This is a genomic window from Oceaniradius stylonematis (genome assembly GCF_965223445.1).
In the GTDB taxonomy this organism is placed as follows: domain Bacteria; phylum Pseudomonadota; class Alphaproteobacteria; order Rhizobiales; family Rhizobiaceae; genus Roseitalea; species Roseitalea stylonematis.
Genome location: NZ_OZ244994.1, coordinates 1,300,544 through 1,327,472, shown reverse-complemented (window position 1 = coordinate 1,327,472; position 26,929 = coordinate 1,300,544). Strand labels below are relative to the sequence as shown.

30 protein-coding genes are annotated in these 26,929 nt (G+C 65.9%); 15 read left to right on the top strand and 15 right to left on the bottom strand.

Going from position 1 to position 26,929, the window contains the following annotated elements; genetic code table 11:
* Positions 1-26 precede the first annotated feature (26 nt).
* On the top strand, positions 27-2,186 hold the full coding sequence (locus ACOQOU_RS06615; RefSeq protein WP_306025028.1) for a 5'-nucleotidase C-terminal domain-containing protein: 2,160 nt from the start codon (positions 27-29) through the stop codon (positions 2,184-2,186).
* A gap of 159 nt (positions 2,187-2,345) precedes the next feature.
* Positions 2,346-3,410, top strand: a complete 1,065-nt coding sequence (gene hemH, locus ACOQOU_RS06610; RefSeq protein ID WP_306025029.1) for a ferrochelatase — start codon at positions 2,346-2,348, stop codon at positions 3,408-3,410.
* 15 nt (positions 3,411-3,425) lie between these two features.
* Here hemH and ACOQOU_RS06605 read toward each other — a convergent pair whose 3' ends face one another.
* Positions 3,426-4,400, bottom strand: coding sequence for a KpsF/GutQ family sugar-phosphate isomerase (locus ACOQOU_RS06605; protein ID WP_109769513.1), 975 nt, complete (start codon positions 4,398-4,400; stop codon positions 3,426-3,428).
* Between the two features lie 163 nt (positions 4,401-4,563).
* On the opposite strand from ACOQOU_RS06605, the gene ACOQOU_RS06600 reads away from it, so the two are divergent.
* From ACOQOU_RS06600 to ACOQOU_RS06590, 3 genes are all read left to right on the top strand, one after another.
* Positions 4,564-6,195 carry an outer membrane beta-barrel protein gene (locus tag ACOQOU_RS06600; protein ID WP_306025030.1) on the top strand — a complete coding sequence of 544 codons (1,632 nt, stop codon included), beginning with the start codon at positions 4,564-4,566 and terminating at the stop codon, positions 6,193-6,195.
* 91 nt (positions 6,196-6,286) lie between these two features.
* Positions 6,287-7,507 (top strand): lytic murein transglycosylase, encoded by a 1,221-nt coding sequence (locus ACOQOU_RS06595; RefSeq protein WP_109768840.1) that lies wholly within the window; start codon positions 6,287-6,289, stop codon positions 7,505-7,507.
* Positions 7,508-7,622: 115 nt separating this feature from the next.
* Entirely contained in the window at positions 7,623-8,867 is a 1,245-nt protein-coding gene (locus ACOQOU_RS06590) for a DUF459 domain-containing protein (protein WP_306025031.1), read from the top strand.
* Between the two features lie 3 nt (positions 8,868-8,870).
* On the opposite strand, the gene ACOQOU_RS06585 is transcribed toward ACOQOU_RS06590, so the two are convergent.
* Entirely contained in the window at positions 8,871-9,179 is a 309-nt protein-coding gene (locus tag ACOQOU_RS06585) for a DUF1244 domain-containing protein (RefSeq protein ID WP_306025032.1), read from the bottom strand.
* A 169-nt stretch (positions 9,180-9,348) separates the two neighbouring features.
* Here ACOQOU_RS06585 and ACOQOU_RS06580 point away from each other — a divergent pair, with 169 nt between their 5' ends.
* Complete coding sequence (locus ACOQOU_RS06580; RefSeq protein WP_109768838.1) at positions 9,349-9,849, top strand: DUF1036 domain-containing protein; 501 nt, start codon at positions 9,349-9,351, stop codon at positions 9,847-9,849.
* A complete protein-coding gene (gene pyk, locus ACOQOU_RS06575) occupies positions 9,846-11,285 on the top strand; it encodes a pyruvate kinase (RefSeq protein WP_109768837.1) in 1,440 nt (479 codons plus the stop codon). Before ACOQOU_RS06580 ends, pyk begins: the two co-directional genes overlap by 4 nt.
* 219 nt (positions 11,286-11,504) lie before the next feature.
* Here the strand turns inward: pyk and ACOQOU_RS06570 are convergent, their stop codons facing one another.
* From ACOQOU_RS06570 to ACOQOU_RS06535, 8 genes are all read right to left on the bottom strand, one after another.
* Positions 11,505-12,587 carry an alpha/beta fold hydrolase gene (locus ACOQOU_RS06570; protein WP_420578855.1) on the bottom strand — a complete coding sequence of 361 codons (1,083 nt, stop codon included), beginning with the start codon at positions 12,585-12,587 and terminating at the stop codon, positions 11,505-11,507.
* A gap of 50 nt (positions 12,588-12,637) precedes the next feature.
* Complete coding sequence (locus ACOQOU_RS06565) at positions 12,638-13,291, bottom strand: hypothetical protein (protein WP_306025033.1); 654 nt, start codon at positions 13,289-13,291, stop codon at positions 12,638-12,640.
* Positions 13,292-13,432: 141 nt separating this feature from the next.
* The gene (gene ykgO / locus ACOQOU_RS06560; RefSeq protein ID WP_109768852.1) at positions 13,433-13,558 is read right to left on the bottom strand and encodes a type B 50S ribosomal protein L36; all 126 of its coding nucleotides are present in this window, start codon (positions 13,556-13,558) and stop codon (positions 13,433-13,435) included.
* Between the two features lie 305 nt (positions 13,559-13,863).
* Positions 13,864-14,580: an SDR family oxidoreductase gene (locus tag ACOQOU_RS06555; protein ID WP_306025034.1), complete on the bottom strand. Its 717-nt coding sequence runs from the start codon at positions 14,578-14,580 to the stop codon at positions 13,864-13,866.
* The gene (locus tag ACOQOU_RS06550) at positions 14,577-15,089 is read right to left on the bottom strand and encodes a hypothetical protein (RefSeq protein ID WP_306025035.1); all 513 of its coding nucleotides are present in this window, start codon (positions 15,087-15,089) and stop codon (positions 14,577-14,579) included. The genes ACOQOU_RS06555 and ACOQOU_RS06550 overlap by 4 nt, the downstream gene beginning before the upstream one ends.
* Before the next feature lie 362 nt (positions 15,090-15,451).
* The gene (locus tag ACOQOU_RS06545; RefSeq protein ID WP_306025036.1) at positions 15,452-16,522 is read right to left on the bottom strand and encodes a 5-(carboxyamino)imidazole ribonucleotide synthase; all 1,071 of its coding nucleotides are present in this window, start codon (positions 16,520-16,522) and stop codon (positions 15,452-15,454) included.
* The gene (gene purE, locus ACOQOU_RS06540; RefSeq protein ID WP_109768830.1) at positions 16,522-17,013 is read right to left on the bottom strand and encodes a 5-(carboxyamino)imidazole ribonucleotide mutase; all 492 of its coding nucleotides are present in this window, start codon (positions 17,011-17,013) and stop codon (positions 16,522-16,524) included. The genes ACOQOU_RS06545 and purE overlap by 1 nt, the downstream gene beginning before the upstream one ends.
* Positions 17,014-17,044: 31 nt before the next feature.
* The gene (locus ACOQOU_RS06535) at positions 17,045-17,254 is read right to left on the bottom strand and encodes a YdcH family protein (RefSeq protein WP_109768851.1); all 210 of its coding nucleotides are present in this window, start codon (positions 17,252-17,254) and stop codon (positions 17,045-17,047) included.
* A gap of 144 nt (positions 17,255-17,398) precedes the next feature.
* On the opposite strand from ACOQOU_RS06535, the gene ACOQOU_RS06530 reads away from it, so the two are divergent.
* A complete protein-coding gene (locus tag ACOQOU_RS06530) occupies positions 17,399-17,575 on the top strand; it encodes a YdcH family protein (RefSeq protein WP_306025037.1) in 177 nt (58 codons plus the stop codon).
* Between the two features lie 79 nt (positions 17,576-17,654).
* On the opposite strand, the gene ACOQOU_RS06525 is transcribed toward ACOQOU_RS06530, so the two are convergent.
* Positions 17,655-17,915, bottom strand: a complete 261-nt coding sequence (locus ACOQOU_RS06525) for an ArsR/SmtB family transcription factor (protein WP_109768828.1) — start codon at positions 17,913-17,915, stop codon at positions 17,655-17,657.
* A gap of 161 nt (positions 17,916-18,076) precedes the next feature.
* Here ACOQOU_RS06525 and ACOQOU_RS06520 point away from each other — a divergent pair, with 161 nt between their 5' ends.
* The 6 genes from ACOQOU_RS06520 (at position 18,077) to ACOQOU_RS06495 (ending at position 23,439) form a co-directional block, all read left to right on the top strand.
* A complete protein-coding gene (locus ACOQOU_RS06520; RefSeq protein ID WP_306025038.1) occupies positions 18,077-18,739 on the top strand; it encodes a thiamine phosphate synthase in 663 nt (220 codons plus the stop codon).
* Positions 18,736-19,746, top strand: coding sequence for a tetratricopeptide repeat protein (locus tag ACOQOU_RS06515; protein ID WP_306025039.1), 1,011 nt, complete (start codon positions 18,736-18,738; stop codon positions 19,744-19,746). Before ACOQOU_RS06520 ends, ACOQOU_RS06515 begins: the two co-directional genes overlap by 4 nt.
* A 101-nt stretch (positions 19,747-19,847) precedes the next feature.
* On the top strand, positions 19,848-20,411 hold the full coding sequence (gene efp / locus ACOQOU_RS06510) for an elongation factor P (protein ID WP_109768827.1): 564 nt from the start codon (positions 19,848-19,850) through the stop codon (positions 20,409-20,411).
* Positions 20,412-20,449: 38 nt separating this feature from the next.
* On the top strand, positions 20,450-21,268 hold the full coding sequence (locus ACOQOU_RS06505) for an inositol monophosphatase family protein (protein WP_109768826.1): 819 nt from the start codon (positions 20,450-20,452) through the stop codon (positions 21,266-21,268).
* A gap of 110 nt (positions 21,269-21,378) precedes the next feature.
* A complete protein-coding gene (locus ACOQOU_RS06500) occupies positions 21,379-22,404 on the top strand; it encodes a MotA/TolQ/ExbB proton channel family protein (RefSeq protein ID WP_109768825.1) in 1,026 nt (341 codons plus the stop codon).
* Between the two features lie 3 nt (positions 22,405-22,407).
* Complete coding sequence (locus ACOQOU_RS06495) at positions 22,408-23,439, top strand: peptidoglycan -binding protein (RefSeq protein WP_306025040.1); 1,032 nt, start codon at positions 22,408-22,410, stop codon at positions 23,437-23,439.
* 16 nt (positions 23,440-23,455) lie between these two features.
* Here the strand turns inward: ACOQOU_RS06495 and ACOQOU_RS06490 are convergent, their stop codons facing one another.
* The 4 genes from ACOQOU_RS06490 to ACOQOU_RS06475 are packed head-to-tail and all read right to left on the bottom strand — an operon-like array spanning position 23,456 to position 26,507.
* Complete coding sequence (locus tag ACOQOU_RS06490; protein ID WP_158585292.1) at positions 23,456-23,593, bottom strand: hypothetical protein; 138 nt, start codon at positions 23,591-23,593, stop codon at positions 23,456-23,458.
* Positions 23,594-23,627: 34 nt separating this feature from the next.
* Positions 23,628-24,281 (bottom strand): VOC family protein, encoded by a 654-nt coding sequence (locus tag ACOQOU_RS06485; RefSeq protein WP_346433267.1) that lies wholly within the window; start codon positions 24,279-24,281, stop codon positions 23,628-23,630.
* A gap of 19 nt (positions 24,282-24,300) precedes the next feature.
* Positions 24,301-24,690 (bottom strand): putative quinol monooxygenase, encoded by a 390-nt coding sequence (locus tag ACOQOU_RS06480; protein ID WP_306025041.1) that lies wholly within the window; start codon positions 24,688-24,690, stop codon positions 24,301-24,303.
* Positions 24,687-26,507, bottom strand: coding sequence for an ABC transporter transmembrane domain-containing protein (locus tag ACOQOU_RS06475; RefSeq protein ID WP_306025042.1), 1,821 nt, complete (start codon positions 26,505-26,507; stop codon positions 24,687-24,689). The genes ACOQOU_RS06480 and ACOQOU_RS06475 overlap by 4 nt, the downstream gene beginning before the upstream one ends.
* 194 nt (positions 26,508-26,701) lie before the next feature.
* Here ACOQOU_RS06475 and rpmE point away from each other — a divergent pair, with 194 nt between their 5' ends.
* On the top strand, positions 26,702-26,923 hold the full coding sequence (gene rpmE / locus ACOQOU_RS06470; protein ID WP_109768822.1) for a 50S ribosomal protein L31: 222 nt from the start codon (positions 26,702-26,704) through the stop codon (positions 26,921-26,923).
* Positions 26,924-26,929 lie beyond the last annotated feature (6 nt).

Sequence of the window (26,929 nt, the reverse complement as noted above, 5' to 3'; positions counted from 1 at the left end):
CGGTAGTATGCAGACGGGAGGACCCCATGAAAAAGACGGCGATGCTGATGGCGCTGAGCGTATCGGCGGTGGCTTTGAACACCGGCAGCGCGGCGGCGGATTACACGCTCGACATCCTTCACATCAACGATCTGCACTCGCGCATCGAGCCGATCAACCGTTTCGATTCCACCTGCAGCGCCGATGACGAAGCCGAAGGCAAGTGCTTTGGCGGGGTCGCGCGGGTGAAAGCCAAGATCGACGAGCGCCGTGCCGCGCTGACCGACGAGGGCGGCAATGTGCTGGTGCTCGACGCGGGCGACCAGTTCCAGGGCTCGCTGTTCTACACCACCTACAAGGGTGAGGCGGCTGTCGAGTTCATGAACGGCATCGGGTTCGATGCGATGGCCGTCGGCAATCACGAGTTCGACGACGGGCCCGAGGCGCTCAAGACGTTCATCGAAGCGGCCGAGTTCCCGGTGATCTCCGGCAACACGCTCGCCGGCGCGAGTTCGCCGCTCGCCGACATGATCGACGGCTACATCATCAAGGAAGTCGGCGGCGAGAAGATCGGCATCGTCTCGGTGCTGGCCACCGATACCGACGAGACATCGTCACCCGGCCCGACAATCCTTTTGATCGAGGAAACGGGCTATCTTGAGGGCGCGGTCGCCGAACTGGAGGCCGAAGGCGTCAACAAGATCATCCTTCTGTCCCATGTCGGCCTGCCGCGCGACAAGGAGATCGCCGCGGCGGTCGACGGGATCGACGTGATCGTCGGCGGGCATTCGCACACGCTCCTGTCGAACACGGACGAGAATGCGGCCGACACCTATCCGGTGATGGTGCAGAACCCGTCCGGTCAGGATGTGCCGATCGTCCAGGCCTATGCCTATTCGAAGTATCTGGGCGAGTTGCGCCTCGTCTTCGACGACGAGGGCAATGTGGTTTCCGCCGAGGGCGAGCCGCATCTGCTCGATGCCTCGGTGACCCCGGACGAAGCGTTCGTCGCGCGTGTCGCCGAACTGGGCGGCCCGATCGAGGAGCTCAAGGCCCGGCCGGTCGGCGAAACGACCGATGCGATCGAGGGCAGCCGCGAAGTCTGCCGCGCGATGGAATGCGCGATGGGCAACCTGGTGGCCGACGCGATGCTCGACCGGGTGCGCGACCAGGGCATCCAGATCGCCATACAGAATGGCGGCGGCCTGCGCGCGTCGATCGATTCGGGCGAAATCACGATGGGCGAGGTGCTCACCGTGCTGCCGTTCCAGAACACGCTTGCGACGTTCCAGCTTTCCGGCGCCGACATCATCGCCGCGCTCGAGAACGGCGTCGGCCAGATCGAGGAAGGCGCGGGACGGTTCCCGCAGGTTGCGGGTCTGAGCTATGTGTTCGACGTCAGTGCCGAGCCGGGCAGCCGCATCTCCGACGTGATGGTGATCGACGCGGACGGCAACGCGACGCCGCTCGACGAGGGCGCCACCTACGGCGTCGTCTCCAACAACTTCATGCGCAAGGGCGGCGACGGTTATGCCATGTTCGCCTCCAATGCGATGAACGCCTACGATTTCGGCCCCGGCCTCGAACAGGTCGTCGCCGACTATCTGGCCGAGAATGCGCCCTATTCGCCCTATACGGACGGCCGCATCATGGCCGCCGCCGATATGGGTGAGGCGATGGAAGGCGATGCGGAGGAAGCGCCGGCCGAGGAGATGGCCGCCGAGGAAACCGAAGTGGTGCCTCCCGAAACGGCGCTGGCCGCCGAAACGCTGTCGAGCGAAGGCCCGGTGATCGAGACCGAGGAAGCGCCCGCCGAGGAGATGGCTGCCGAGGAAACCGAGGTGGTTCCGCCTGAAACGGCGCTGGCCGCCGAAACGCTGTCTTCGGAAGGGCCGATGATCGAGACCGAGGAGGCGCCCGCCGAGGAGATGGCTGCCGAGGAAATGGCTGCCGAGGAAGACGCCACCGAAGAGGTTGCCGTCGTTCCGCCGCCGACCGCGCTTTCGGCCGAAACGCTTTCAAGCGAAGGGCCGATGGTGGAAGCCGAGCAGGAGACCTACGTCATCCAGAGCGGCGACACGCTGTGGGAACTGGCCCGCGAGTTCTACGGCGATGCCGAGATGTGGCCAAAGCTTGCGGACGCCAATCCGGAACTGGTAGCCGAGGGCCTGGAGATCGGTACCGAGATCGTCGTCCCCGCGCCCTGATCCGTTTGGCGTCAGCGACGTAGACAATATGCCCGCCGCATTTGCGGCGGGCATCGTCTTTCTGGCCGTCCCTCTTGCTGCCGGCGGCCGCTTGGCCCAATTGCCGCATTGAATTCGCGTGCGCAGGGCTTAGTTTGTGATCCGATACGGGAACCTGCCATGAACATGAAGTCGACCGTCGATCGTGCCCTTGCCAAACAGGTCGGACCGCTGCCTGACGGGCATCCGTCGGTGCGGATCGGCAAGGTCGGCGTGCTGCTGATCAATCTGGGGACACCCGACGGCACGGATTTCCGCTCGATGCGCCGCTATCTACAGGAATTCCTGACCGACAGCCGCGTGATCGAATGGCCCAAGGCGCTGTGGTATCCGATCCTTTACGGCATTGTCCTGAACACGCGCCCTGGCCGTGTCGGCAAGGCCTATGAGGAAATCTGGAACAAGGACAGGGACGAGAGCTATCTGCGGACCTACACGCGGTCGCAGGCCGAAAAGCTCGCCGAGGCCTTGAAGGCGAACGACAATGTCGTCGTCGACTGGGGCATGCGCTACGGCAATCCGTCAATCGCATCGCGCATCGAGGCGCTGCGCGCCGAAGGGTGCGACCGGATCGTCGCCTTCCCGCTTTACCCGCAGTTTTCCGCGACGACGACGGCCACCGTGAACGACAAGGTGTTCGAGGCGCTGTCCAAGACGCGTTTCATGCCGGCGCTCAGGACCGTTCCGGCCTATCATGACGAGCCGGTCTATATCGAGGCGCTGGCGCGCTCGATCGAGGCGCATCTTTCGACGCTCGATTTCGAACCGCAGCGCGTGATCGCCTCCTATCACGGCATCCCGCAGAGCTATTTCAAGCGCGGCGACCCCTATCATTGCCACTGCCACAAGACCTCGCGGCTGCTCGAACAGCGGCTCGGATGGGAAAAGGGCCGGTTGATGACCTGCTTCCAGTCCCGGTTCGGGCCTGAGGAATGGCTCCAGCCCTACACCGACAAGACGCTCGAAGCGCTGCCCGCCGAAGGCATCACCAGGGTCGCCACCTTCAATCCGGGTTTCGTATCAGACTGCCTTGAAACGCTCGAGGAAATCGCCGGCGAGGGCGCCGAGATCTTCGAGGAAGCGGGCGGCACCCACTACACCCACATTCCGTGCCTCAACGACAGCCCCGAAGGGATGAGCGTCATCGAGACGCTGGTGCGCCGGGAGCTGCAGGGCTGGGTGTGACGGTTTCGGCGGGCCTCAGGCCACGCCGAGCCGCAACAGATCGTGCAGGTGGACGATGCCGACGGGTTTTTCGTCCTCGACGATCATCAGCGCGGTGATCGAGGCGGCGTTGACGATGGTCAGCGCGGTGGCGGCCAGCGCGTCGGCGCCGATGGTCTTGGGGTTGGTGGTCATCACCTCGTCGGCGCGCATCGCCAGCAGATCGGTGTCGATGTGACGGCGCAAGTCGCCGTCCGTGATGATGCCGGCGAGGCGCCCGTCGGGATGGACGATGCCGACGCAGCCGAACCCTTTCTGCGAGATCTGCATGATCGCTTCGCGCATCGAGGTGCCCGAGGGGACGAGCGGCAGCTTGTCGCCGGTATGCATGATGTCGCCGACGCGCGTCAGGCTGGCGCCCAACTGCCCGCCCGGATGGAAATCGCGGAAATCGGCGGCGGTGAAGCCGCGCTCCTCAAGCAGCGCCACCGCCAGCGCGTCGCCGATGGCCAGTTGCATGATCGACGAGGTGGTCGGTGCGAGCCCGTGCGGGCAGGCTTCCTCGGCCTTGGGCAGAAGCAGCACGATGTCCGCCTCGCGCGCAAGCGCCGAACCGGCCCCGGCGGTGATCGCGATCAGCGGAATGGAAAAGCGCCGGGAATAGCTGATGATGCCGCCCAGTTCGCGCGCCTCGCCCGACCAGGACAGGCAGATGATCGCGTCCTGGCGGGTGATCATGCCCAGATCGCCGTGATTGGCCTCGGACGGGTGGACGAAGCTCGCCGGCGTGCCGGTCGAGGCGAAGGTGGCGGCCATCTTCGAGCCGATATGGCCGCTCTTGCCGACGCCGGAAACGATCACCCGGCCGCTGACGCCGCGCATGGCCGAAACGGCGGCGGCGAACGGCTCGCCAAGACCGTTTTGCAGCGCGTCGGCGAGCGCGCCAAGCCCGTCACGTTCGGTGGAGAGCGTGCGCAGGGCCGACTGCATGGCGTTGGGTTTGGTCAGCATGTGGGTCTTGTCCGCGCGTCGGTCCGGTGTCCGATATCGGTCAGCTATTGCATCGGAGCGTCCTTGTCCATCGGGCCATACTTCCATGGCCGATTCAACGCTTCGTTAACCTCGATTGTTTACCGCTTGGCAAGATATCGGACAATGGCGGGACGAACGCAACGTGGCAGGGCGCCGGCACACAGAAGATCGTCGCAGGTGGCGTGCCGCCGCCGCGCTGGCGCTGGCCGGCAGTCTGGTTCCGGCCACCGCGCATGCCCAGCTTGTTCCGGACCTGCGGGGCGAAGTGGAAGAAAACGTTCTGGGCATTCCGCGCAGCGGCGTCGTCGCGCCCTCGGAAGCGGGTCGAACCGAGCCGGCGCCTGCGGCGGTGCCACGCGCGCGCCCGCCGGCCGATGAACCCGACGACGGACCGGCGGTCATCACGTTCGACGATACCGATCCGCTCGATGCAGCCGAGGATGCCGACACCGATTCCATCGACGCGCTGATCGCCGCTTCCGGGGCACCCGATCCGGACGATCCGGCCCGTTTCGGCCGCGTCGAGGCGACGGGTTCGGTCGGCCCGCTTGCGCGCGGCACCGGCTCGGCCGATGAAAACCCGTTCGCGCCGCTGGGCCTGCGTCTCGGCACCTTCACCGTCTTCACCACGCTCGATCTGGGCGTCAGCCACACGCGCTCGCAAAGCACGTTCGAGAACACGGGCACCACGCCGCTGACCTACGGCACCGCCGACAGCCAGGGCACGTTCGGGGAAGCGGCGCTGACGCTGCGCGGCACCTCGGACTGGAGCCGCCACGCGCTGGACTGGGGTTTTTCGGGCCGGCTGCCGGTGCGGCTTTCGGGCGAGGCGGAGACCGAGCCGACCGCGCAGGCCAATGCGGCGCTCAGGGTCGATATCGACCGGGAGACCCAACTGAACCTTTCGGGCGCCTATGCCTACCGCAAGGACGATCCGGGCTCGGCGGCTGTCGCCATCGCCACCGATCCGCTGCTGTTTCCGGGGCTGGGCACGGTCAACGATCCGGTGACGCAGACATTGTCCGGCGCGGCCGGCCTGCAGCGGCAGGCCGGCCCGTTCAGCGCGCTCGCCGAGATCAACGGTGAGCGGCAGGTGCATGGCGATGCCACGCTGACCGACGGCAGGACCGTTTCGCAGGACGATCTCGACTATACGCGCTACGGCGCGCGGCTGCGCGGCGGCTATTCGATCTCGCCGGTGCTGACGCCGTTCGCCGAGATCGAATACAGCCGGCGCGTCATGGATGTGCGGCCGGATCCGGCGGGCATCGACCGCAATGCGGTCCGCTACGCGCTGCGCCTTGGCACGGCCTTCGACCGGGGCGAGAAGCTGTCCGGCGAAATCGCCCTCGGCTATGTGCATGAGGACATCGCCGATGCAACGCTGGGCGACATTGGCGGGCTTTCGGTGGCCGGTGCGCTGAACTGGTCGCCGCGCCGCGAAACCGATGTCAGCGCCGGCCTCAGCACCTCGACGACCACCAGCGGTTCGGCGGGCGTCTCGGGCGCGCTTGTCTATGCGGCCAATCTTGGCATTACGCACCGCGCGCGCGCCGATCTCGAGCTCAATGGCGGGCTCAATGTCGAATATGACGATGTCGTCGGCGCGGCAGAAGACGAGATAACGGTCGGCGGCACGCTCGGTGCCACCTGGTGGTTCAACCGGTTTGCCGGTCTGACCGGCCGCGTTAGCCATGAACGCACCTTCAGCGACGATCCGGCCGAGGAATCCAGCAGCACCAACGCATTTGTGGGGGTCCGGCTGCAACGCTGACTCATTGTCGCCATGGTTGTTGCCACACTTGCGGAAAAACCTCCGACAGACAGGGCGGCGTCATCCAGGCAAATCGGGAGAAAGGCTTGTCATGACGAAGGGGTGCAAAAGCGGGCTGGCGGCCGGACTGGCAGCTTTGATGGCGGTGGTCATGATGGCCGGCACGGCGCCGGCGCGCGCCGATGCCGGCTTCCAGCAATGGATTCGCGATTTCCGCGCGACGGCGGTGGCCAACGGCGTTGATGGGCGCGTCTATGACCGCGCCTTCGCCAATGTGCGCACGCCGGATGCCGAGGTTCTGCGCAAGGCGCGCTTCCAGCCCGAATTCCGCGACGAGGCGTGGCAATATATCGATGCGCGCGTCAACGAACGCACCATCGGCGACGGGCGGGCGATGTTGCGCAAGCACGGCCGCCTGCTGGACCGGATCGAGCGCTCCACGGGTGTATCCAAGCATATCCTGCTGGCCATCTGGTCGATGGAATCGAGCTATGGCGAGGCGCTGACGCAGCCGGGCCGGCTGCACTATGTTCCGCGCGCGCTGGCCACGCTCGCCTATGCCGACCGCCGCCGCGCCAAGTTCGCGCGCAGCCAGTTGATCGCCGCGCTCAAGATCGCCCAGCGTGGCGATGTGGCGGTTGAGGGGCTGACCGGCTCGTGGGCCGGCGCGATGGGCCACACCCAGTTCATTCCCACAAGCTACAAGGCCTATGCCGTCGATGGCGATGGCGACGGCCGCCGCGACATCTGGAACTCGATCCCCGATGCGCTCTACACCGCCGCCAGCCTGTTGAAGAACAATGGCTGGCGATCGGGCGAGACCTGGGGCTACGAGGTGGTGCTGCCGCCCGGGCGCAAGTTCCCCGGCGGGCAGATGACGCTGCGCGAATGGCAGCGCATCGGCGTCGTGCGCGCCAATGGCGAGCCTTTTCCGCGCCCGGGCCAGCAGGCCGAACTGAAGGTCCTGCAGGGCCGCGACGGGCCGGCCTTCCTGATGATCCGCAATTTCTTCGTCATCAAGCGCTACAACAATGCCGACAAATATGCGCTGGGCGTGGGCCTTCTGGCCGACCAGATCGCCGGTTTCCCGCCGCCCAGCCGCGACTGGACCCGGCCATTCACGCGTCTGACGGTGGCCGAAAGCGAGGAGCTGCAGCAGCGGCTCAAGCGCCAGGGATTTTACGAGGGCGACGTCGACGGCAAGATCGGGCCGATGTCGCGCAGCGCGATCAAGGCCTTCCAGGCAAGCCGCGGCCTCGCCCAGGATGGCTATGCCTCCATGGAGGTGCTAGAAGTGCTGCGCCGGCGCTAGGACGGACCTCGGGTTCGGGACCGCGGCGGCGGGGCGCAACAGGGACAGTGCAATGGACGGTCGGCTCGAAAGGGGCTGCGGTGGTCAAGCAAGTGCGCGTGCATGGCGGGCGCTCATGGCTGGCTGCATTGCCGCGATCGTGCTTTTGACCGGGGCGCCGCTCACCGGATCGGGCGGCACATCGGATGCCCACGCCCAATCCCGTCCCGGCGAACCCGGTCTCTTGCAGATGCTGTTCAACCGCAACAACCGGCAGGAGACGACCCGGCAGCCGCGTCCGCGGCAGGCCGCGCCGGGGCAGCGCACGACGACGCGCGCGGCGCCCGCACGACGTTCATCGTCCGGGGGCGTGGCTTCGGCGCCTGCCACACCGCGCACCGAGGCAGTGGAAAAGGCGGAGAATGCGCGCATCGTGCTGGTCGTCGGCGATTTCGTCGCCGACGGGCTGGCGCGCGGGCTGACCGACGCGTTCGCAGCCTCTCCCAATGTGGTGGTCGAACGGCGCGTCAACGGGTCTTCCGGTTTCGTGCGCGACGATTTCTACGACTGGCCGGGCGAGATCGGCGCGATCCTCGAAGAGGTCAAACCCTCGGTCCTGGTTGTCCATCTGGGCTCGAACGACCGCCAGCCGCTGCGCGTTGACGGCGCAACGCGCGAGGTTCTGTCGGAACAGTGGCGCACCGAATATCAGAGCCGCATCGACGCGTTCATCAACGCGGCCGGGCAGGCCGGCGTCGCGCTGGTCTGGACCGGCAGCCCGCCGTTCCGGTTCCGGTCCATGTCGGCCGACATGCTGGCGTTCAACGAAATCTACCGCGCCCGGACCGAAGCGGCGAACGGCCATTTCGTCGACATATGGGACGGTTTCGTCGACGAGGACGGCAATTTCATCGAGCGCGGTCCGGACATCAAGGGGCAGGTGGTGCGGTTGCGCGGCTCCGACGGCATCAATTTCACGCCCGCCGGCCAGCGCAAGATCGCCTTCTATGTCGAGCGGCAGCTCAAGCAGATCCTCGGCGATTCGGCGCTGCCGCTGGTGACCTCGCTGGGGGCGGACAATCTGCCGATCATGAAACTGCCGCCGCTGCAGACCGAGGCCGATCTGGAGCGCGTCAATCCGATCGCGGTGACCGACCCCGATCTCGATGGCGGCAGCGTGCTGCTGGGCGATGTCAGCCAACCGGAAGCGGCGGCGAACCCGCTGCAGGCCCGCTCGGTTCGCCAGCGGTTGGTGGAAGAAGGTCTGCCGCCGCCGGCGCGCGCCGGCCGTGCCGGAAGCGTCGCACCTCTGACGCCGGACCCGCGGCCGCAGGCGACCGGCTCGCTGCCGCCGCTCGATGCGGGCACCACGCTGCAATAGCGGTCAATCGTGCGCAGGCGCCTTGGCCGCGAAAGCTGCGGCCTGCTCGGGCGTCGCCTCTGTCTGGTGAAGGCGCTTCCATTCGTCATAGGGCATGCCGTAGACGATCTCGCGTGCTTCGGGCCTGGAAAGGTCGATGCCCCGTTCGGCGGCCGCGTCCTGATACCAGTTTGACAGGCAGTTGCGGCAGAAGCCGGCCAGGTTCATCAGATCGATGTTCTGCACATCGGTGCGCTGGCGCAAATGCGCCACCAGCGTGCGGAATGCGGCCGCTTCCAACTGGGTGCGCGTGTCGGGATCGATGTCGGGCATGGTGCGTTTCCCTGTGGATGGCCAGGACCGGCCGCTTTTCATGTGCCCACAATTGCCATCCGATGGATACTTGTCCAGTGCCGCGGCATTGAACGGGTCGGCGCCTTCGGATTGACAAAGACGGCAGCCATGCCAAAAGGAGCCGATGCGCTGGTTCGGGCCTAAGCACATGAAAAGACGATGGAGCGTGGGTCGGCTGGCTGGCCCTTGGCTGCTTTTTGCGGCGGTGGCCGGCGGTGCGAACGTTGCGGGCACCGCACCGGCATGGGCCGACTTCCGCGTATGCAATTCCACCCAGGAGCTGGTCGGTGTGGCGATCGGCTATCGCGCGCGCGCCGGCTGGATCACCGAGGGCTGGTGGCATGTCGAGCCGGCCAGATGCAAGACGCTGATCGAGGGCGCGCTCGCCTCGCGCTACTACTATCTTTACGCCGAGGACGCGCTGCGCGGCGGCCGCTGGGACGGGCCAATCTCTATGTGCGTGGCCGAACGCGAGTTCAAGATCACCGGCGTCAATGACTGTTTCGCCCGCGGTTTCCAGCGCGCGGGCTTCCGCGAATACGACACCGGCAATCAGCAGAGCTGGATGGTGCAATTGGTTGACAATGACGGCGCGGCGCCGGAAGAGACCCCGGAGACATCCAATGTCACCGAGGGGACCGGACAGTGAAACGCAGCCGCAGGGTCAAGATTCTCGCAACGCTGGGTCCGGCTTCCTCCTCCGAGGAGATGATCGGCCAGTTGCACGAAGCGGGCGCCGACGTCTTCCGCATCAATATGAGCCATGCCAGCCACGATCTGATGCGCGACCTGGTCAAGCGGGTGCGCGCGGTCGAGGCGCGCATGGGCCATCCGATCGGCATCCTTGCAGACCTTCAGGGCCCCAAACTGCGCGTCGGCAAGTTCGCCGAGGGCAAGGTGACGCTGGAGGTCGGCCAGACGTTCACGCTCGACGACCGCGACGAGCCGGGCGATGAAACGCGGGTCTTCCTGCCGCATCCGGAAATCCTCGAAGCGGTGCAGCCCGGCCATCGCCTTTTGATCGACGATGGCCGGCTGCAACTGGCGGCAACGGCGTCCGACGGCAATTCGATCACCTGCAAGGTGGTGTCCGGCACGGTGATCTCCGACCGCAAGGGCGTCAGCCTGCCCGACACGACTTTGGGCGTCGGCGCGCTGACCGACAAGGACCGGGCCGATCTGGACGAGGTGCTCAAGGAAGATATCGACTGGGTGGCGCTGTCGTTCATCCAGCGGCCCGAGGATCTGGCCGAGGTGCGCAAGATCGCGCGCGGCAGCGTGGCGCTTTTGTCGAAGATCGAAAAACCGCAGGCGGTCGAGCGGATCGACGAGATCATCGAACTGTCGGACGCGGTGATGGTGGCGCGCGGCGATCTGGGCGTCGAGATGCCGCTCGAAAGCGTTCCGGGCATCCAGAAGCAGATCACCCGCAAGGCGCGCCGCGCCGGCAAGCCGGTGGTGGTCGCAACGCAGATGCTAGAATCGATGATCGCCGCCCCGGTGCCGACCCGCGCCGAGGTCTCCGACGTTGCGACCGCCGTGTTCGAGGGCGCCGACGCGGTGATGCTGTCGGCGGAATCGGCGGCTGGCGACTATCCGGTCGAAGCGGTGCGGACCATGTCGTCGATCGCCAGCCGGATCGAGCGCGATCCGACCTATTCCGGCATCATCCACGCCCAGCGCGCCGAACCGGAAGCGACCGGCGCCGACGCGATTTCCGCCGCAGCGCGGCAGATCGCCGAAACGCTACAGTTGAGCGCGGTCGTCTGCTACACGGCGTCGGGCACCACAGGGCAGCGTGCCTCGCGCGAGCGTCCGAACGTGCCGATCATTGCGCTTTCGCCGGTCGTCGAGACCGCGCGCCGGCTGTCGCTCGCCTGGGGGCTGCATTGCGTCGTCACCGACAGCGAACCGGCGGATCTGGACGACATGGTCGACCGCGCCTGCCGCATCGCGTTCGCCGAAAAGTTCGCCAAACCCGGCGACCGGATCATCATCACCGCGGGCGTGCCGCTGGGCACGCCGGGCGCGACCAACATGCTGCGAATCGCCTATATCGGCTCGGACGGGCTGAGCGGGATTTGATCTGATCCCAGCCCATCTTTGCGGACGGCGCTGCATTGCCCCCACCCTTCATCCCTCCCCCATAAATGTGGGAGGGAGGACCTCGGCATATTTGCCCGGAAGTTTCTGACCGAGCCTGGCGCGCGGGTCGAAGGCGTCACGGTTGGTTGACGTCCTCCCTCCCACGCTTGCGGGGGAGGGATGAAGGGTGGGGGTGGTCTTCGGCCATGCATGTGACCCTCACTCCACCCGGTAGCCCGCCGCCCGCACCTCCTTGCGGATTTCCTCGTTGTCGAGGCAGCGTTCGATCGGGCCGAACGCGTCGGAGGCGAGCTGTGCCTCCTTGGTCCGGGCGAGCGCCTGCAGATCCCGCTCCCGGCCCGCAACGCTCTCCAGCGCGGCAACGACTAGATCGGGCAGGACATGGTCCGGCTTGTGGCCGAGATTGTGGATGCGCACCAGTTCGGCGTTCTGCAGGTCCCGAGCCAGCCCGGTCGAGTGGATCGACGGCAGCACGATCGTGTCCTTGTTGCCGGTGATGATCACCGATGGCGTCTCGATCTCGCGATAGCGCGGCGAGACCTCGGCGACATGATCGTAGAGGTTGGCGACATCGACGGCGTTGGCACGGAAATGGTTCGGCCGGAACAGGAGCGGCAGGCGCGTGCGTTCGGCATAATCGGGTGTCGGCCGGTTCGGCGCGAAGACGCAGGCGGTGCCGTCCTCCATGCGCGACCAGCCGCCGGGCATGGCGAGCGTTTCGGAAAACAGCCAGCCGACAATCGGCGTTGCGGTGAGCGTATAGTACCAGCTTATGCCGCCCGGCCAGGGATGGCTGACCGGCGACAGAAAGACCGTGCCGGCGGTCCTGTCGGGATGGTTCAGCGCAAACGAGACCGCGATGGCGCCGCCGAAGGAGTGGCCGACGACGATCGCCTTTTCGATGCCGAGTTCGTCGAGCATGGCCGCGAGCGTCCGCGCCTGTCCGTCGGGCAGGGCATTTTCGGCCGGTCCGCGCGACGACCAGCCATGGCCGGGCCGGTCGACGAACAGAAGATCGGCGCGGCCGCGCAGCCGGTCGCCGTAGATCGTCATCGCATCGTGCAGATTGCCGCTGGCGCCATGCAGGAAGACGACCGGCGGCAGGTCGGCATCGTCCCCGGCGGGAATGCGAACCAGATGCATGTCGGTGCCGTTGGCGGTCACGAAGATGCCGGCAGGCGGGTGGCGCCGCTCGATCATGATGACGCCGATACGCGTGACCGCCATCAGGACGAGAACGAGCGCGACAAGCGCGGCGATGATGGCGGCAAGCATGTTCACGGGGCAGGGTCCGGTGTTTCGGAATTGGTGGCTGCGGCGCGGGCGCCGCGTCAGGCGGGTTCGCCGGCGAGATCGTCGCTGAGGCGGATGACCGCCTCCTGCGCCGACCGCATGGCGGGATAGACCTCCAGCGCGCGCTGCCAGGCTTCGAGCGCGGCCGCCTTGTTGCCGGTGCGCTCCAGGATCGTCGCCATGCCGGTCAAAGCGCCGAAATGGCGCGGCTCCAGCGCGAGCACCTTGTGGATGTCGTTCATCGACTTGGCGTAATTGTTCATGGTGAAATGCAGCGTCGCGCGGCGGTTCCAGCCCTCGGCGAAATCGGGCGCGCGGATCACCACCTGGTCGAGGAAATCGAGCGCCATGGCGTAGCGCCGCTTGCCGGCGGCCTCGTTCGACCATTTCATCATCAGATCGATGCTGGCGCTGCCCGAGCGGTGCCATTGCGCCCAGATGGCGTCGGCGAGGTTGTCGGCGCGGCGCGCGTCGGGCGTGCGCTTGAGTTCGGCGAACAGTTCGTCGAGCCGTCCGGCGCGGCCGTCATCGACCAGCGGCACATCGTCGATCGGCGGCAGCAGGGCCTCGGCCTCGGGCTGCTCGGGCTCGGACAAAGGCGCCTCGGGATCGATGATCGTCTGCGCCGCCACGGGGGCGGCGGCAAGGGAAAGGGCAAGGCCGGCAGCAAGGGCGGTCTGGATCGCGCGCATACCGTCAAGGTATCGCCGGCGAGCCCCGCGTCAAACGCAAAAATGCGTGATGGCCTGGCGCACGACGATGCGGCCACGGGCATGCCCGCGGCCGCAGCCAAATTCGAAGGTGTGGTGAACCGGCGGTTAACGCGGTGCGCGTCAGCCCTGGCGCGCCTTGTAGCGCGGGTTCTGCTTGTTGATCACATAGACCCGGCCCTTGCGGCGGACGACGCGGTTGTTGCGGTCGCGGGCTTTCAGCGATTTCAGCGAATTCTTGATCTTCATGGTCTCAACTCGGCCGGTCTGTCGCGCCCTTGGCGCCAAGCGCCGGGCAAACAAAAACGCGCCCGTCCGGCGCGCCAATTCAGTGGGCGGGAGATAGGCGCAAAGGGTGCGTGTTGTCAAGGCGGGGGTGGGTGTGTGGGTCCGGTTTCCGGGCGCCAACGGCGCCAACGTGCAGGTCAACATCAAACTCGCCTCCGCGATAACCCCCGAGGAGTACCAGCGCATGGAGGACGTCCGCCAGAAAACGAAACGTCAAAGTAATCCCGCGGTTCCGGTGGGGCGAGATTTGAGAGCGGGATTGTCGTTCACCAGATCGTGTAGCCACCATCAATGAGCAAGTCGTGACCAGTGACAAAAGATGACGAGTCATTTAGCAGGAATTCAACGGCACCTACCACGTCACTCGTTGAGCCCAGGCGGCCCATTGGTATATCCTTCTTCCATATCTCATGTTCCTTGTCCCGACCTTCTGTCATGGGCGTGAGAATATATCCCGGGCTGACGCAATTTACCCGCACACCGAGTTCGGCCCACTCTGCTGCGACTGATCTGCATAGATGAATCAAGCCGGCCTTACTTGCATTGTAATGGCAATGAGGGGCGGTCTTATTTGATATGGAGCCGGATTTTGATGCAATGGCAACGATGGAGCCCGAGCATTTGGATAGTAACGGAAAGAAGGCCTGCATAGAGAGAAACGCGCCTGTGAGGTTCGTATCCATCACACGATTCCATTCGCTGGTCTCGAGAGACGTGGCGGAAACGGTTTTGTTAACACCCGCCGCAATAACCAATCCTGAAAGCGCTTCGTCCTCGTTCGCTATAGTATCACGAGCCTGGGCAAGTTCGTGCTCAGATCGCACATCGCATGCAATGAATTTGCACCTTGAACCCAGTTCCGCTTCCAACTCTCCCCCGCGACGTTTGTCTATGTCCAGAACGAAAACCTTGTGTTCTTGCGCCATGTGCCTGGCAATTTCAGAGCCAATGGCCCCCGCACCACCTGTTATTGCCAAACTCATTGCGCACCCCTGATAACCAAGAACAATTGTATGGCAAATCCAATCAGCCAAACGAAATGGTAAAGTCTAAAAAGATTAGCCGTCGCGAATTGCCAAGGACCTGAAAGCGACCGTTTATGGGCCGAAATCAGTGAATATCCGACCGTAGCTTCGAGCTCGACGGCGCGTCGTTTGAAATTCATCATTTCATTGAAGAGAAACACTTCGTTGAGAAGGCCGACAAGAGCCATTCCCACTCCAATCAGCGGTAATAACCACGACGGCGCGCCTTGGAAGACCGCGCTGGACGTGTTTGCAGCAATCACGGCTGCATGGGCAGCCGACGCGAAAAGAAGGCCCTGCCTACGAAATCTAGCCCACTGTATCCATAGATTTATGGATTCTCTGTATTCAACATGCTCAGGAAGAAAATTGTAATTTGCCGCTGTATTTCCTTCTTTATCTCCGGTTGGAGCCGTTGCACTTGAAGCCTTATCGCCGACTTTGTCTTTTTTGGTGTTTGCGGTCACAGCGCGCCCCCTTTCTTTTTAAAAATAGTGTCGTATCGCCAATCAAACAAGTATCTGAACAAGCGTACCGATTGTCTCCGGGCCGTCTTCGCCCCATACTTAGTGCGGCCTCCACGGTCGACATCTCTCCGAGGCCGTTCGACTCACCCGTTTTGTCCTGCCCATGGAGTGGGTCTTGCTGCTTGATGGCCGGCGCGGCGTCGGCAAGACCTGCGCGGCGATCCGCCGGGCGGAGCGCGGGGGCGCGCCTTCTTTCAAATCGCCGCGAAGGGCCAATTGGGTCCATTGCCCGCCTTGGCCTCCCGTTTCCGGTTGTCCCTGTGACAAGCACAGCGATGACGGCGGTAACGGTCGCCCACCCCCTACCGCGGCACCAGCCGTGTCACATGGCCCATCTTGCGGCCGGGGCGGGTTTCGCGCTTGCCGTAATCGTGGACCCGGACGGCGCCGTCTGCGGCCCAGCCGGGCAGCGCGTCGATCTCGTCGCCGATCAGATTGGTCATCACGCAGTCGGAGTGGCGGTAGCTCTCTGCCAGCGGCCAGCCGGCAATGGCCCTTATGTGCTGTTCGAACTGGCTGACCGAACAGGCCGCTTCCGTCCAGTGGCCCGAATTGTGCACGCGCGGCGCGATCTCGTTGCCGATCAGCCGTCCGTCTTCCATGACGAAGAATTCGAGCGCCAGCGTGCCGACATAGCGCAGCCGGCTGGCGAGCGCACGGGTCTTTTCCATCGCGTCGGCCATGACGATGGAATCGAGGCCGCACGGCACGGTCGAACGGGCGAGGATGCCGCCTTCATGGTCGTTGCGGGCGGGCTCGAACTCGTGGGTTTCCCCGTTCCGTCCGCGCGTGACGATGACGGAGATCTCGCAGTCGAACCCGGCCAGCGCCTCCAGTATGGCCGGCGCGCCGCCGATCGCGTCCCAGGCCTCCTCGGGTGTCGGATCGCTGTCGCCGCCGAAACGGATCTGGCCCTTGCCGTCATAGCCGAAGCGGCGCGTCTTGAGGATGCCGCGCCCGCCCATGTCGGCGAGCGCCATGGCGAGCTGCGGCGCACCGTCGATGGCATGGAAATCGACCGTCTCGATGCCGGTCTCGCGCAGGAAGGTCTTTTCGGTCAGCCGGTCCTGGGTGACGCGCAGCGCCCAGGCGTCCGGATGGACGGGCACCTTGCCGGACAGGTGCTCGAGGGCGCCCAGATCGATGTTCTCGAACTCGAAGGTGACGACGTCGCAGAATGCAGCCAGCCGGTCGAGCGCGTCCAGATCGTCATAGGCGGCGGCGATGTACAGGTCGGAAAAGCGGGCGGCGGGGCAGTCCCCGTTGGGGTCGACGACGATGACGGAAAAGCCGAGCCGGGCTGCCGCTTCGGCGAGCATGCGGCCGAGCTGGCCGCCGCCCAGAAGGCCGATCGTCGCGCCGCGCTGGAGCATCAGTCCCCGTCCGCCGGATACAGCGCCACCTTGTCCGATTGCGCTTCGCGCCACGCGTCGAGCCGCTCACGCAGCGCATCGTCCGAGTTGGCAAGAATCGAAGCGGCCAGAAGGCCGGCATTGGCCGCGCCCGCTTCGCCGATCGCCAGGGTGCCGACGGGAATGCCGGCCGGCATCTGGACGATCGACAGAAGCGAATCCTGACCCGAAAGCGCGCGGCTCTGCACCGGCACGCCGAGCACCGGCAGCGAGGTGAAGGCGGCTGTCATGCCGGGCAGGTGCGCGGCGCCGCCGGCCCCGGCGATGATCACCCTGAAGCCTTCGGCGCGCGCGCCCTTGGCGAATTCGACCAGCCGGTCGGGCGTGCGGTGGGCGGAGACGATGCGCGCCTCGTGGCCGACTTCCAGCGTGTCGAGAATGTCGGCGGCGCGGCGCATGGTCGGCCAGTCGGACTGGCTGCCCATGATGATGGCGACGTCTTTGCGGCTCATGGCGGCGGACGGGTGCTCCCGGTGGGTGTCGTCAGGCGATGATGTCGGGGATGATCTGGTCCTCGACCTTCTGCAGCCGGTCCTTGATGGCCAGCTTCTTCTTTTTCATGCGCTGGATTTGCAGCGGATTGCAACCGGTCTTGATCATCGCCTCGATGGCGGCGTCGAAATCGGTGTGATCCTGCTTGAGCTTGGCGAACTGCATGCGCAGTTCGGCTTGGTCCTGGTCGGAGGGTGTCATCGGCACCTTGTGCTGTGCGGGGAGACGGGAAGGCGGCCCATATCACACTATGACATGTAATAAAATGCTACACCGGGCCATTCGACAGCCCCCCATTTTCGTGGCACGATTTGCCGGTTCGCGGAACGATGAAGGAGGAGCTACATGTCACTTGACGGTCATCTCGACGCCCTTCGGCGCAAGCACGGCGCGTTGGAAAACGAAATCAACGACATGCTGACCCGCCCGGCGCCAGACGAGTCGCAGCTCACGCGCCTGAAGCGGGAAAAACTCCGTCTGAAGGACGAGATCGAGAAGATCACGGCGCAGACGCACCACTGACACCACACAGCATTTTTTGTCCGCGCGGAGCGGCCTGCGGTTCATTCACAAGCATCGCTTGTGGATAAGGCGGATGGGTTCACTCGGCCCAGAACTGGTCGAGCCAGAGGTTCAGCGGCATGAAGCCGTTGTCCTGGACCGAATAGATGCGCCGCGTGCCCTCTGCCCGGGCATGGACAAGGCCGGCATCGAGCAGAACCCGCAAATGCTGCGAGACCGCCGGCCGCGAGATCGGCAGGCCCGTCGCCAGTTCGCCGACCGTCTTGGCGCCGCGCCTTAGCTCTTCGAGCAGGTGGCGGCGGTTCGGATCGGCGATCGCTTCGAACGGGTCGGTTTTCATGCGGCATGTGTAAGGCTGATCTTACCGCAGTGCAAGATAAATGCTGCAATGCAGCATAATACCTTGGCAGTGTACGGTCGGCGATGCGCATTTGCATCGGCCATCGCGCTGCCGTAATCGGGTGATTGCTGATCCGCCGACACGCCACCATCGGACCGACCATGCCGACCCAGGACATTGTGGACAATCGCTGCCGCCTCGTGCTGGTGACGCCGGCCGACCATGCGGCTGAAGATCTGGCGCGCCAGCTCGCCGCAGCGGGCAGGGGCGGCGATGTGGCGAGCGTGATCGTGCCGCAATACGGGCTCGATGAGGACGCCTATCAGGCCTTGCTCGAAACGGTGGTACCGGCAGGACAGGCGATCGGCGCGGCGGTGATCGCCGCCGGCGAAGCGCGGATTGCCGCACGCGCCGGCGCCGACGGAATTCATGTGCGCGGCGACGCGGCCACGGTTGCGCGGGCGATGGACGAGCATGGCGGCCGCTGGATCGTCGGCGCGGAGGCCGGCAAGAGCCGGCACGGGGCACTGGAGGTGGGCGAGGCGCGGCCCGATTACGTCTTCTTTGGCCGGCTTGGCGCCGACACCCATCCGGAACCCCATGCCGGCGCGCTCGAAAACGCGGCATGGTGGGCGGAGTTCGTCGAGGTGCCGGCGGTGCTGATGGGCGGGCACGATCTCAACCATCTGGACCGGGCCGCAGCCTCGGGCGCCGACTTCGTGGCGCTGTCGCATGCCGTTCTCGGCGCCGACGCCGACGCGGAAGCGGCCGTGCGCGCGGCCAACGAGATCCTGTCGCGCCACGTGTTTGCGGAGGCGGTGTGAGACATCGTCCGCGCCAGACCCGTTACGCCATGGCCGCGCTGCTGGTGCTGGCGGCGGGCAATTCCGCATCGGCCCAAGACGATCCCCCGCCGGGGCGCTTTGCCGCGCCGTCCGCCGAGCAGGAGGCCGTAACACCGGGTGTGCGCCTTCCGGCGACGCCGGCACCTTCGCGCTTCGGCGCGCCCGATCCCGATCCCGCCTATGGCGCCTTCCAGCGCGGCCTGTTCCTGACGGCGCGCAACCTGGCCCTGCCGCGCGCCGAGGACGGCGATGCCGCCGCGCAGACACTGCTCGCCGAGATCTATGCGCGGGGGCTGGGCGTCGCGGTCGATTTCGACGAGGCGCGCAAATGGTATGCGCAGGCCGCCCGCCAGGGCGTGCCCGAAGCGCAGCTGCAGATGGCGCTGACGCTGCTTTCGGAGGATGAAGGGTCCGAGGAAGCGCGCTCGCTGATGAAGGCGGCAGCCGATGCCGGCCACGGCAAGGCGATGTTCAACCATGCGCAGCTCCTTTTGAGCGACCGGCCCGGCGCGTCCGGCCAGCGCGCCGCGTTCGACTATTTCCGCCGCGCGGCTGAGGCCGGCATTGCCGATGCGCAATATGCCATGGCGCAGTATTATGTGCAGGGAACGCCGCCGGTCTTTTTCGACGATGCCGAAGCCCGCACATGGCTGGAGAAGGCCGCACGCCAGGGGTTTGACAGCGCCCAGCGCGAACTGGGGCTGATGCTGCTGGAGGGGACGGGCGGACCGCGCGACCGCGAAGCGGGCTATCTGTGGACGGCGCGGGCCGCCCATTCGGGCAATGTCGCCGCCCAGGCGCAGATCGCCAAGCTGTTGTGGACAGGGATCGGCGTTGCGCCCGACGACACCCAGGCGGCGGCCTGGTACGTTCTGGCGCGCCGTGCCGGCCTGCGCGATCCGGTGCTCGAGGATTTCTGGCTGGGGCTTTCGCCACAGACCCAGCAGGAAGCGATCGGCCGGGCCAACCGGCTGCGCGCGCGCTGACCGACCAGGGGCCGGCGGTCTTGCAACCACTGGCCAAGTATGGTCTTGGAAGCCGCAACAGGGCGCCGTCGCCGGCGCTTGCGATTTCAGGTGAAAAACGAATGAAGATGAACGGCAACGAGATCAAGCCGGGCAATGTGATCGAGCACAATGGCGGGCTTTGGGTGGCGGTGAAGACCAATGCGGTCAAGCCGGGCAAGGGCGGTGCGTTCAACCAGGTGGAACTGAAGAACCTGATCGACGGCACCAAGCTGAACGAGCGTTTTCGTGCGTCGGAAACCGTCGAGCGGGTGCGGCTCGAACAGAAGGACTACCAGTTCCTCTATGCCCAGGACGACGCGCTGGTCTTCATGGATTCCGAGACATACGAGCAGCTCGAACTGCAGGCCGATTTCGTCGGCGACCGCGCCGCGTTCCTGCAGGACGGCATGACGGTCACGGTGGAGCTGCACGAGGAACGGCCGATCGGCGTGTCGCTGCCCGATCAGGTGACGCTGGAGATCGCCGAGGCCGATCCGGTGGTCAAGGGACAGACGGCGACCTCGTCCTACAAGCCCGCGGTTCTGGAAAACGGGGTGCGGGTTATGGTGCCGCCCTTCATCACGGCGGGCGAGAAGATCATCGTCGCCACCGACGACATCACCTATGTCCGCCGCGCCGACTAGGCGGCAGGCGTTCCCGAACCCGATCTGAAAGGCCCGCCATGGCGCGCTCGGCACTGATGAACGTGATGGTCCAGGCGGCGATGAAGGCCGGCCGGGGCCTGGCGCGCGATTTCGGCGAGGTGCAGAACCTCCAGGTGTCCGTGAAGGGGCCGGGCGATTTCGTCAGCCAGGCCGACCGCAAGGCCGAAAAGACGATCTATGAGGAATTGCGCCGCGCGCGGCCCGACTATGGCTTCCTGATGGAGGAGAGCGGCGTCGTGGAGGGCGGCGACAGCCAGCACCGCTGGATCATCGATCCGCTGGACGGCACGACCAACTTCCTGCACGGCATCCCGCATTTCGCCGTGTCGATCGCGCTCGAACGGCAGGGCCAGCTTGTCGCCGGTCTCGTCTTCAACCCGGTGACCGACGAACTCTATTCCGCCGAACGGGGCGGCGGCGCCTATCTGAACGACCGGCGCCTGCGGGTCGCGGCCCGGCGCCGCCTGTCGGACTGCGTGGTCGGCTGCGGCGTGCCGCATCTGGGCCGGGGCGATCATGGCGAATTCCTGATCGAGTTGCGTCATGTGATGGGCGACGTGGTCGGCGTGCGCCGGCAGGGGTCCGCCGCGCTCGATCTGGCCTATGTGGCGGCGGGCCGTCTGGACGGCTATTGGGAGCGGCATCTGTCGGCCTGGGACATGGCGGCGGGCATCGTTCTGGTGCGCGAGGCGGGCGGTTTTGTCACCGATCTTGCAGACGGTCATGACATGTTCGGGCGTGGCGATGTGATCGCCGGCAACGAGGTGGTGCGGCGCGACCTTGCCGCAGCGGTTCGCCGGCCCTTCAAGACGTCGAAAAGCGCCGCCGCGCCTTAACCATGGGCGGTTTCCGGCGCGCGCGGAACCTTTCATTTTCGCCATAGTTGCCATTAAGATCGCGCCGGGTGAGGCCGGTTGCGGCCGGAGAGCGACGGGAGACACGTCCAATGAATGCCCCCGCGGCAGATGAGGCGGCGACCACGGCGCGGCGCAGGTTCGATCCGTACCGGCTGTCCAATCCGCAAGTGTTCCTTCTTTCGATGATCATCTTTCTGGTGATCGTCGGCTTTCTGGCGGCGATCCTTTACCGCCAGGTCTCCGGCGCCTTCATGACCAATCCGGGCCTGAACGGGCTGATCCTGGGCGTTCTTGCCGTCGGCATCGTGCTGGTCTTCATGCAGGTCACCCGGCTCTTCCGCGAGGTGGCCTGGGTCAACTCGTTCAAGGCCGGCGACACGGCCAAGGCATCGCGGCGCGAGCCGCTGCTGCTGGCGCCGATGAAGGCGATGCTCAGCGGCCGCCAGTCGGTGGCGCTGACCACGCTTTCCATGCGCTCGATCCTCGATTCGATCGGCACGCGGCTCGATGAATCGCGCGACATTTCGCGCTACCTGATCGGCCTTCTGGTGTTTCTGGGCCTGCTCGGCACGTTCTGGGGCCTTCTGGCGACGATCGGCTCGATCGGCGCGACGATCCAGGCGCTCGATCCGGGCACGGGCGACACCAACGACATCCTCGATTCGCTGAAGGCCGGGCTCAGCGCGCCGCTGGAAGGCATGGGCACGGCGTTTTCCTCGTCCCTGTTCGGCCTTTCGGGGTCGCTCGTGCTGGGCTTTCTGGACCTGCAGGCGGGCCGCGCGCAGAACCGGTTCTACACCGAACTGGAAAACTGGCTGTCGTCGGTCACCTGGGTGGAAGAAGGCGGCGTTGCGCTGCCGTCGGGCGATGCCGAACAGCTTGCCGCCCTGACCCGGCAGATCGCGACGATGCGCGATGCGCCGGCCAGCAGCCCGCGCCAGGCCGAGGCCCTGGCAAGCCTTGCCGAGGGCGTCAACGGCCTCGTCAAGTCGATGCGCGGCGAGCAGCAGATGATGCGCGACTGGGTGGACGCGCAGGCGCGCGACCAGAAGGTGACGCGCGAGACGCTCGACCGGCTGGCCAAGGTGCTCGCCAAGCTCGAGAAAGGCGCATAGGCCGTGGCGCTGGCACGATCGCGGCGCCGGGCGGCCGGCGTCGACTACTGGCCGGGTTTCGTCGATGCGCTGTCGACGCTGCTGCTGGCGATCATGTTCCTTCTGTCGGTGTTCGTCTTGGCGCAGTTCCTCCTGAGCCGCGAGATCACCGGGCGCGACCAGGTGCTCAACCGGCTCAATGCGCAGATCAACGAACTCACCCAGCTTCTGGCGCTCGAACAGTCGGACCGGCAGGACGCCGAGGACCAGCTTCAGGGCCTGCGCGCCTCGCTTGCCGCGGCCGAGGACGACCGGTCGCGGCTGCAGCAATTGCTCGATGCCGGTGCCGGCCAGGACGAGGAGGCGCGGTCGCGCATCGGTGCGCTGAGCGGCGAGTTGGAAGAGGAACGCGTCGTCAGCCAGCGGGCACTCAGCCAGGTCGAACTGCTCAACCAGCAGATCGCCGCGCTGCGCAGCCAGATCGGCGCGCTGGAAGCCGCGCTCGATATCTCCGAGGAGCGCGATGCCGAGGCGAGCGCGAAGATCGCCGATCTCGGGCGGCGGCTGAATGTGGCGCTGGCGCAGCGCGTGCAGGAGCTCAACCGCTACCGCTCGGACTTTTTCGGCCGGCTGCGCGACATTTTGTCGGACCGCGAGAACATTCGCATCGTCGGCGACCGGTTCGTCTTCCAGTCCGAAGTGCTGTTCTCGTCGGGCCAGACGGAGATCAACGCGGCGGGCCGGGAGGAGCTGGCCAAGCTCGCCGGCGCGCTGCTCGACCTTGAAGAGGAAATCCCCGACGAGATCGCCTGGGTGCTGCGGGTCGACGGGCACACGGACGACATCCCCTTGTCCGGTACCGGGCGGCTGCGCGACAACTGGGAACTGTCGACGGCGCGCGCCACCTCGGTGGTCAAACTGCTGATCGAGGAGGGCGTGCCGCCCAACCGGCTTGTCGCCGCCGGCTTCGGCGAGTTCCAGCCGCTGGAGCCGAACGCCTCCGCCGAAGCCCGCGACCGCAACCGCCGGATCGAACTGAAGCTGACGGAGAGGTAGGGGGCGGCACCGCGCATCATGTGTCGGACAGGCGCGCGACGATTGCCTCGACCTTGCCAATCACCATCCGGGCCTTTCGCGATCCTTCCGCATGGCCGCCCTCCCGCAAGACCTGTTCGGCGGTGCGCGGTACATCGAGCGCCGACTTGGCCATTGCCGGCGATTTCGAGAGCGCGAAGCAACCCGCCTCAGGTCAGCTCCTTCATCCCCGTTGGTGTTTCGATCCGCGCCCGGTAGCGGATCTGGGGGGCCTTGATGATCTTCGGTGGACGGTCGATGCAGAGAGCATTCAGAAATGCGGCGAGGGCGACCGGTTCCGGGTGCTCAAGCGACCATGAGTGGAGACGCGCGCCAAGATCGGGAATGACCGCCATCGATGTCGGATCGCCGCGATGGTCGATGATCGACGGGGCCGCGCCGTCAAGCGGCAGCGCGCCATCGGGCGGGATCGTAAAACCGAAGGCCGGCTCCTCGGTCGGCAGGGACACTTCTTCGCCGAAGACCGTCGGATGACTGGAAAGGACCGAAGCGAGGTTTTCAGCGTTCGCCACCCAGCCGCGCAAGCGCCGACCTTCCGACCAATCTGTCCTTACCTTGTCCTGATCGTCGAGTCCGAACCAGCGAGGCCGGCCGGGATCGCTTCCCATCGGGTCGCGTGCGACGATCTCCAGATAGACCGAACCGCCGAGTTGAAGCCGGTGATTGTGGGTCCCCATATAGTCATGACGCGTTCCGAACGGCACCTCGATGCCGAGGCAATCGCGCACATGGGCCACCCCGTCGGCGAGCGTGGGGGCGATCACGGTGATGTGGTCGAGCTTCAGCATGTCACGCAATGGCATGGCACAGGTAACGCCCCGGTCAAAGCGATGTCCTGCCGCCAAAATCCTCGAACCGTGCCGTCGTCTCGGTCAGTTCCGCCTCGTAATGTTCGATCATCGGCATCGCCACGGGCTCGATCCGCCGGTTCCAGACCGGCCCGCCATAAAAGCCGTCCTTGATCCTGTCGCGCTCTTCCAGCGACGAAAATGCCCGCATCCAATGCACCTTGTCAGGGTTTTCCAGATCCCGCAGTGGCCCGAAGACCAGCATGCCGGCGTCGCGCAGCGCGGCCCGGTTCTTGCGCTCGAAAAAGTCGATGAACGCCTCGCGGCGACCGGGATGCAGCGTGTAGTGGCGGATTTCGATGATCATGGCGTCGGCCTGAATGGCGCGTGTGCAGCGTCGGGTTTCGGTCAGGGCCGCGATCACGCCGCCCTTTCGGCGCCGAACTGCAGTTCGGCAAGGCGGGCATAAACGCCGTCCTTCTTCGACGACAGGCTGGCGTGATTGCCTTCCTCGACGATGCGCCCACGGTCCATGACGAGGATGCGGTCGGCCTTGCGGATGGTGGCGAGGCGGTGGGCGATCACCAGCGTCGTGCGGCCTTCCATCAGCGTTTCGAGCGCCTTCTGGACCAGCGTTTCGCTTTCGGCGTCGAGCGCCGAGGTGGCTTCGTCGAGCAGCAGGATCGGCGCGTCGCGCAGGATCGCCCGGGCGATGGCGACGCGCTGGCGCTGGCCGCCCGACAGCGTCACGCCGCGCTCGCCCACTTCGGTGTCGTAACCGTTGGGCAGTTCGGAGATGAAGCCGTCCGCCTGTGCGGCCTTCGCCGCCTCGGTAATCTCCGCGCGCGTGGCGCCGGGCTTGCCGAAGCCGATATTGTCGGCCACCGAGCCCGACAGGATGGTCACGTCCTGCGGCACGATGGCCATGCGGCGGCGCGCCTCGGCCAAATCGGCGCGGCGCAGATCGACGCCGTCGACGCGCACAATGCCGGCCTGCGGATCGTACTGGCGCATCAACAGCGCGAAGATCGTCGATTTGCCCGCGCCGGACGGGCCGACGATGGCGACGGTTTCGCCCGGCGCGATCGCAAAGCCCAATGCGTGCGCCGCGCTGTCGTCCGGCCGCGTCGGATAGGCGAAGGTGACTTCGTCGAAGCCGACCGTGCCGAGCGGCGGCTCGGGCAGGGGCTCGGGGTTTGCCGGCGAGGCGATCAGCGGGTCCTCACCGAGCAGTTCGGTCAGCCGCTCGGCGGCGCCGGCGGCCTGCTGTATTTCGCCCCAGACCTCGGACAGGGCGCCCAAGGCGCCTGCGGCGAACACCGCGTAAAGGAGGAACTGGCCGAGCGTGCCCGGCGACATGGTCCCGGCGAGAACGCCCTGCGCGCCGATCCACAGGACGGCGACGACCGACGAGAAGATCAGGAAGATGGCAAAGGCGGTAAGCCCGGCACGGGCGCGCACGGCCAAACGCGCGGCGCCGAACGCCCGGTCGACTGCGCCGCCGTAAAAGCGCCCGGCAAACAGTTCGTTCGTAAAGCTCTGGAAGGCGCGCACGGCGCCGATCGCCTCGCTGGCATAGGCGGAGGCATCGGCCAGCGTGTCCTGTGCGGCGCGCGAGCGCTTTCGCACGCGGCGGCCGAAGACGATGATCGGCAGGACGATCAGCGGAATGGCGCCGACGACAAGGCCCGACAGTTGCGGGCTGGTGACGATCATCATGATCAGCGCGCCGAACCCGAGGATCGTGTTGCGCAGGGCGAGCGAGGCGGTGGCGCCGACGGCGGACTTGATCTGGGTGGCGTCTGCCGTCAGCCGCGAGACGATCTCGCCCGAGCGGGCGGTGTCGTAGAAGGCTGGCGACAGCGTCATGACGTGCGCGAAGACATCGCGGCGCAGGTCGGTCACCACGCGCTCACCCAGAATGATGACGAAATAGTAGCGCATGGCGCTGGCGATCGCGAGCAGCACCGCGATGATGATCATCATCGAGAAATACTGGTTGATCAGCGCCGCATCGTTGCCGGAAAAGCCGTAATCGATCATCCGGCGCACGGCGAGCGGCAGCGCCAGCGTCGTGCCGGCGGCCAGAAGCAGGAAGAAGGCCGCGCCGGCCAGAAGGCCCTTGTAGCGCAGCATGTAGGGCAGGATGCGCGCCAGCGGGCGCAGCGACCGCGCCGCCGTCTCTTGGTGTGCCGAAGGCCCCTGTTGCACTGCCGTTTGAGCTGTCGTCTGCCCGCTCATTGATACCCCGATCTTCCGGCGGTCCCTGCCGCGCCTAATGCGGCCTGCCGCTCTTGTTTGCCGTGCCGCGCTGGTGTATAGCGCCGGCCATGCTTTTTGAAGCCGTGGGCCGGACGTTCACGGCTTTTCCTTTCCAAAACCGGCGGCGATGATCAACGGTCGATTTCGCCACACCACTTTAGACGGACAAGACGATGAAAGCCGACATCCATCCCGACTACCACATGATCAAGGTCGTCATGACCGACGGCACCGAATATATGACGCGTTCGACCTGGGGTTCGGAGGGCGACACGCTCAACCTCGACATCGACCCGACCTCGCATCCGGCCTGGACCGGCGGCCAGCAGGGACTGCTCGACCGCGGCGGCCGCGTCTCCAAGTTCCAGAAGCGCTACGAGGGCCTGGGCATCTGAGCCCCG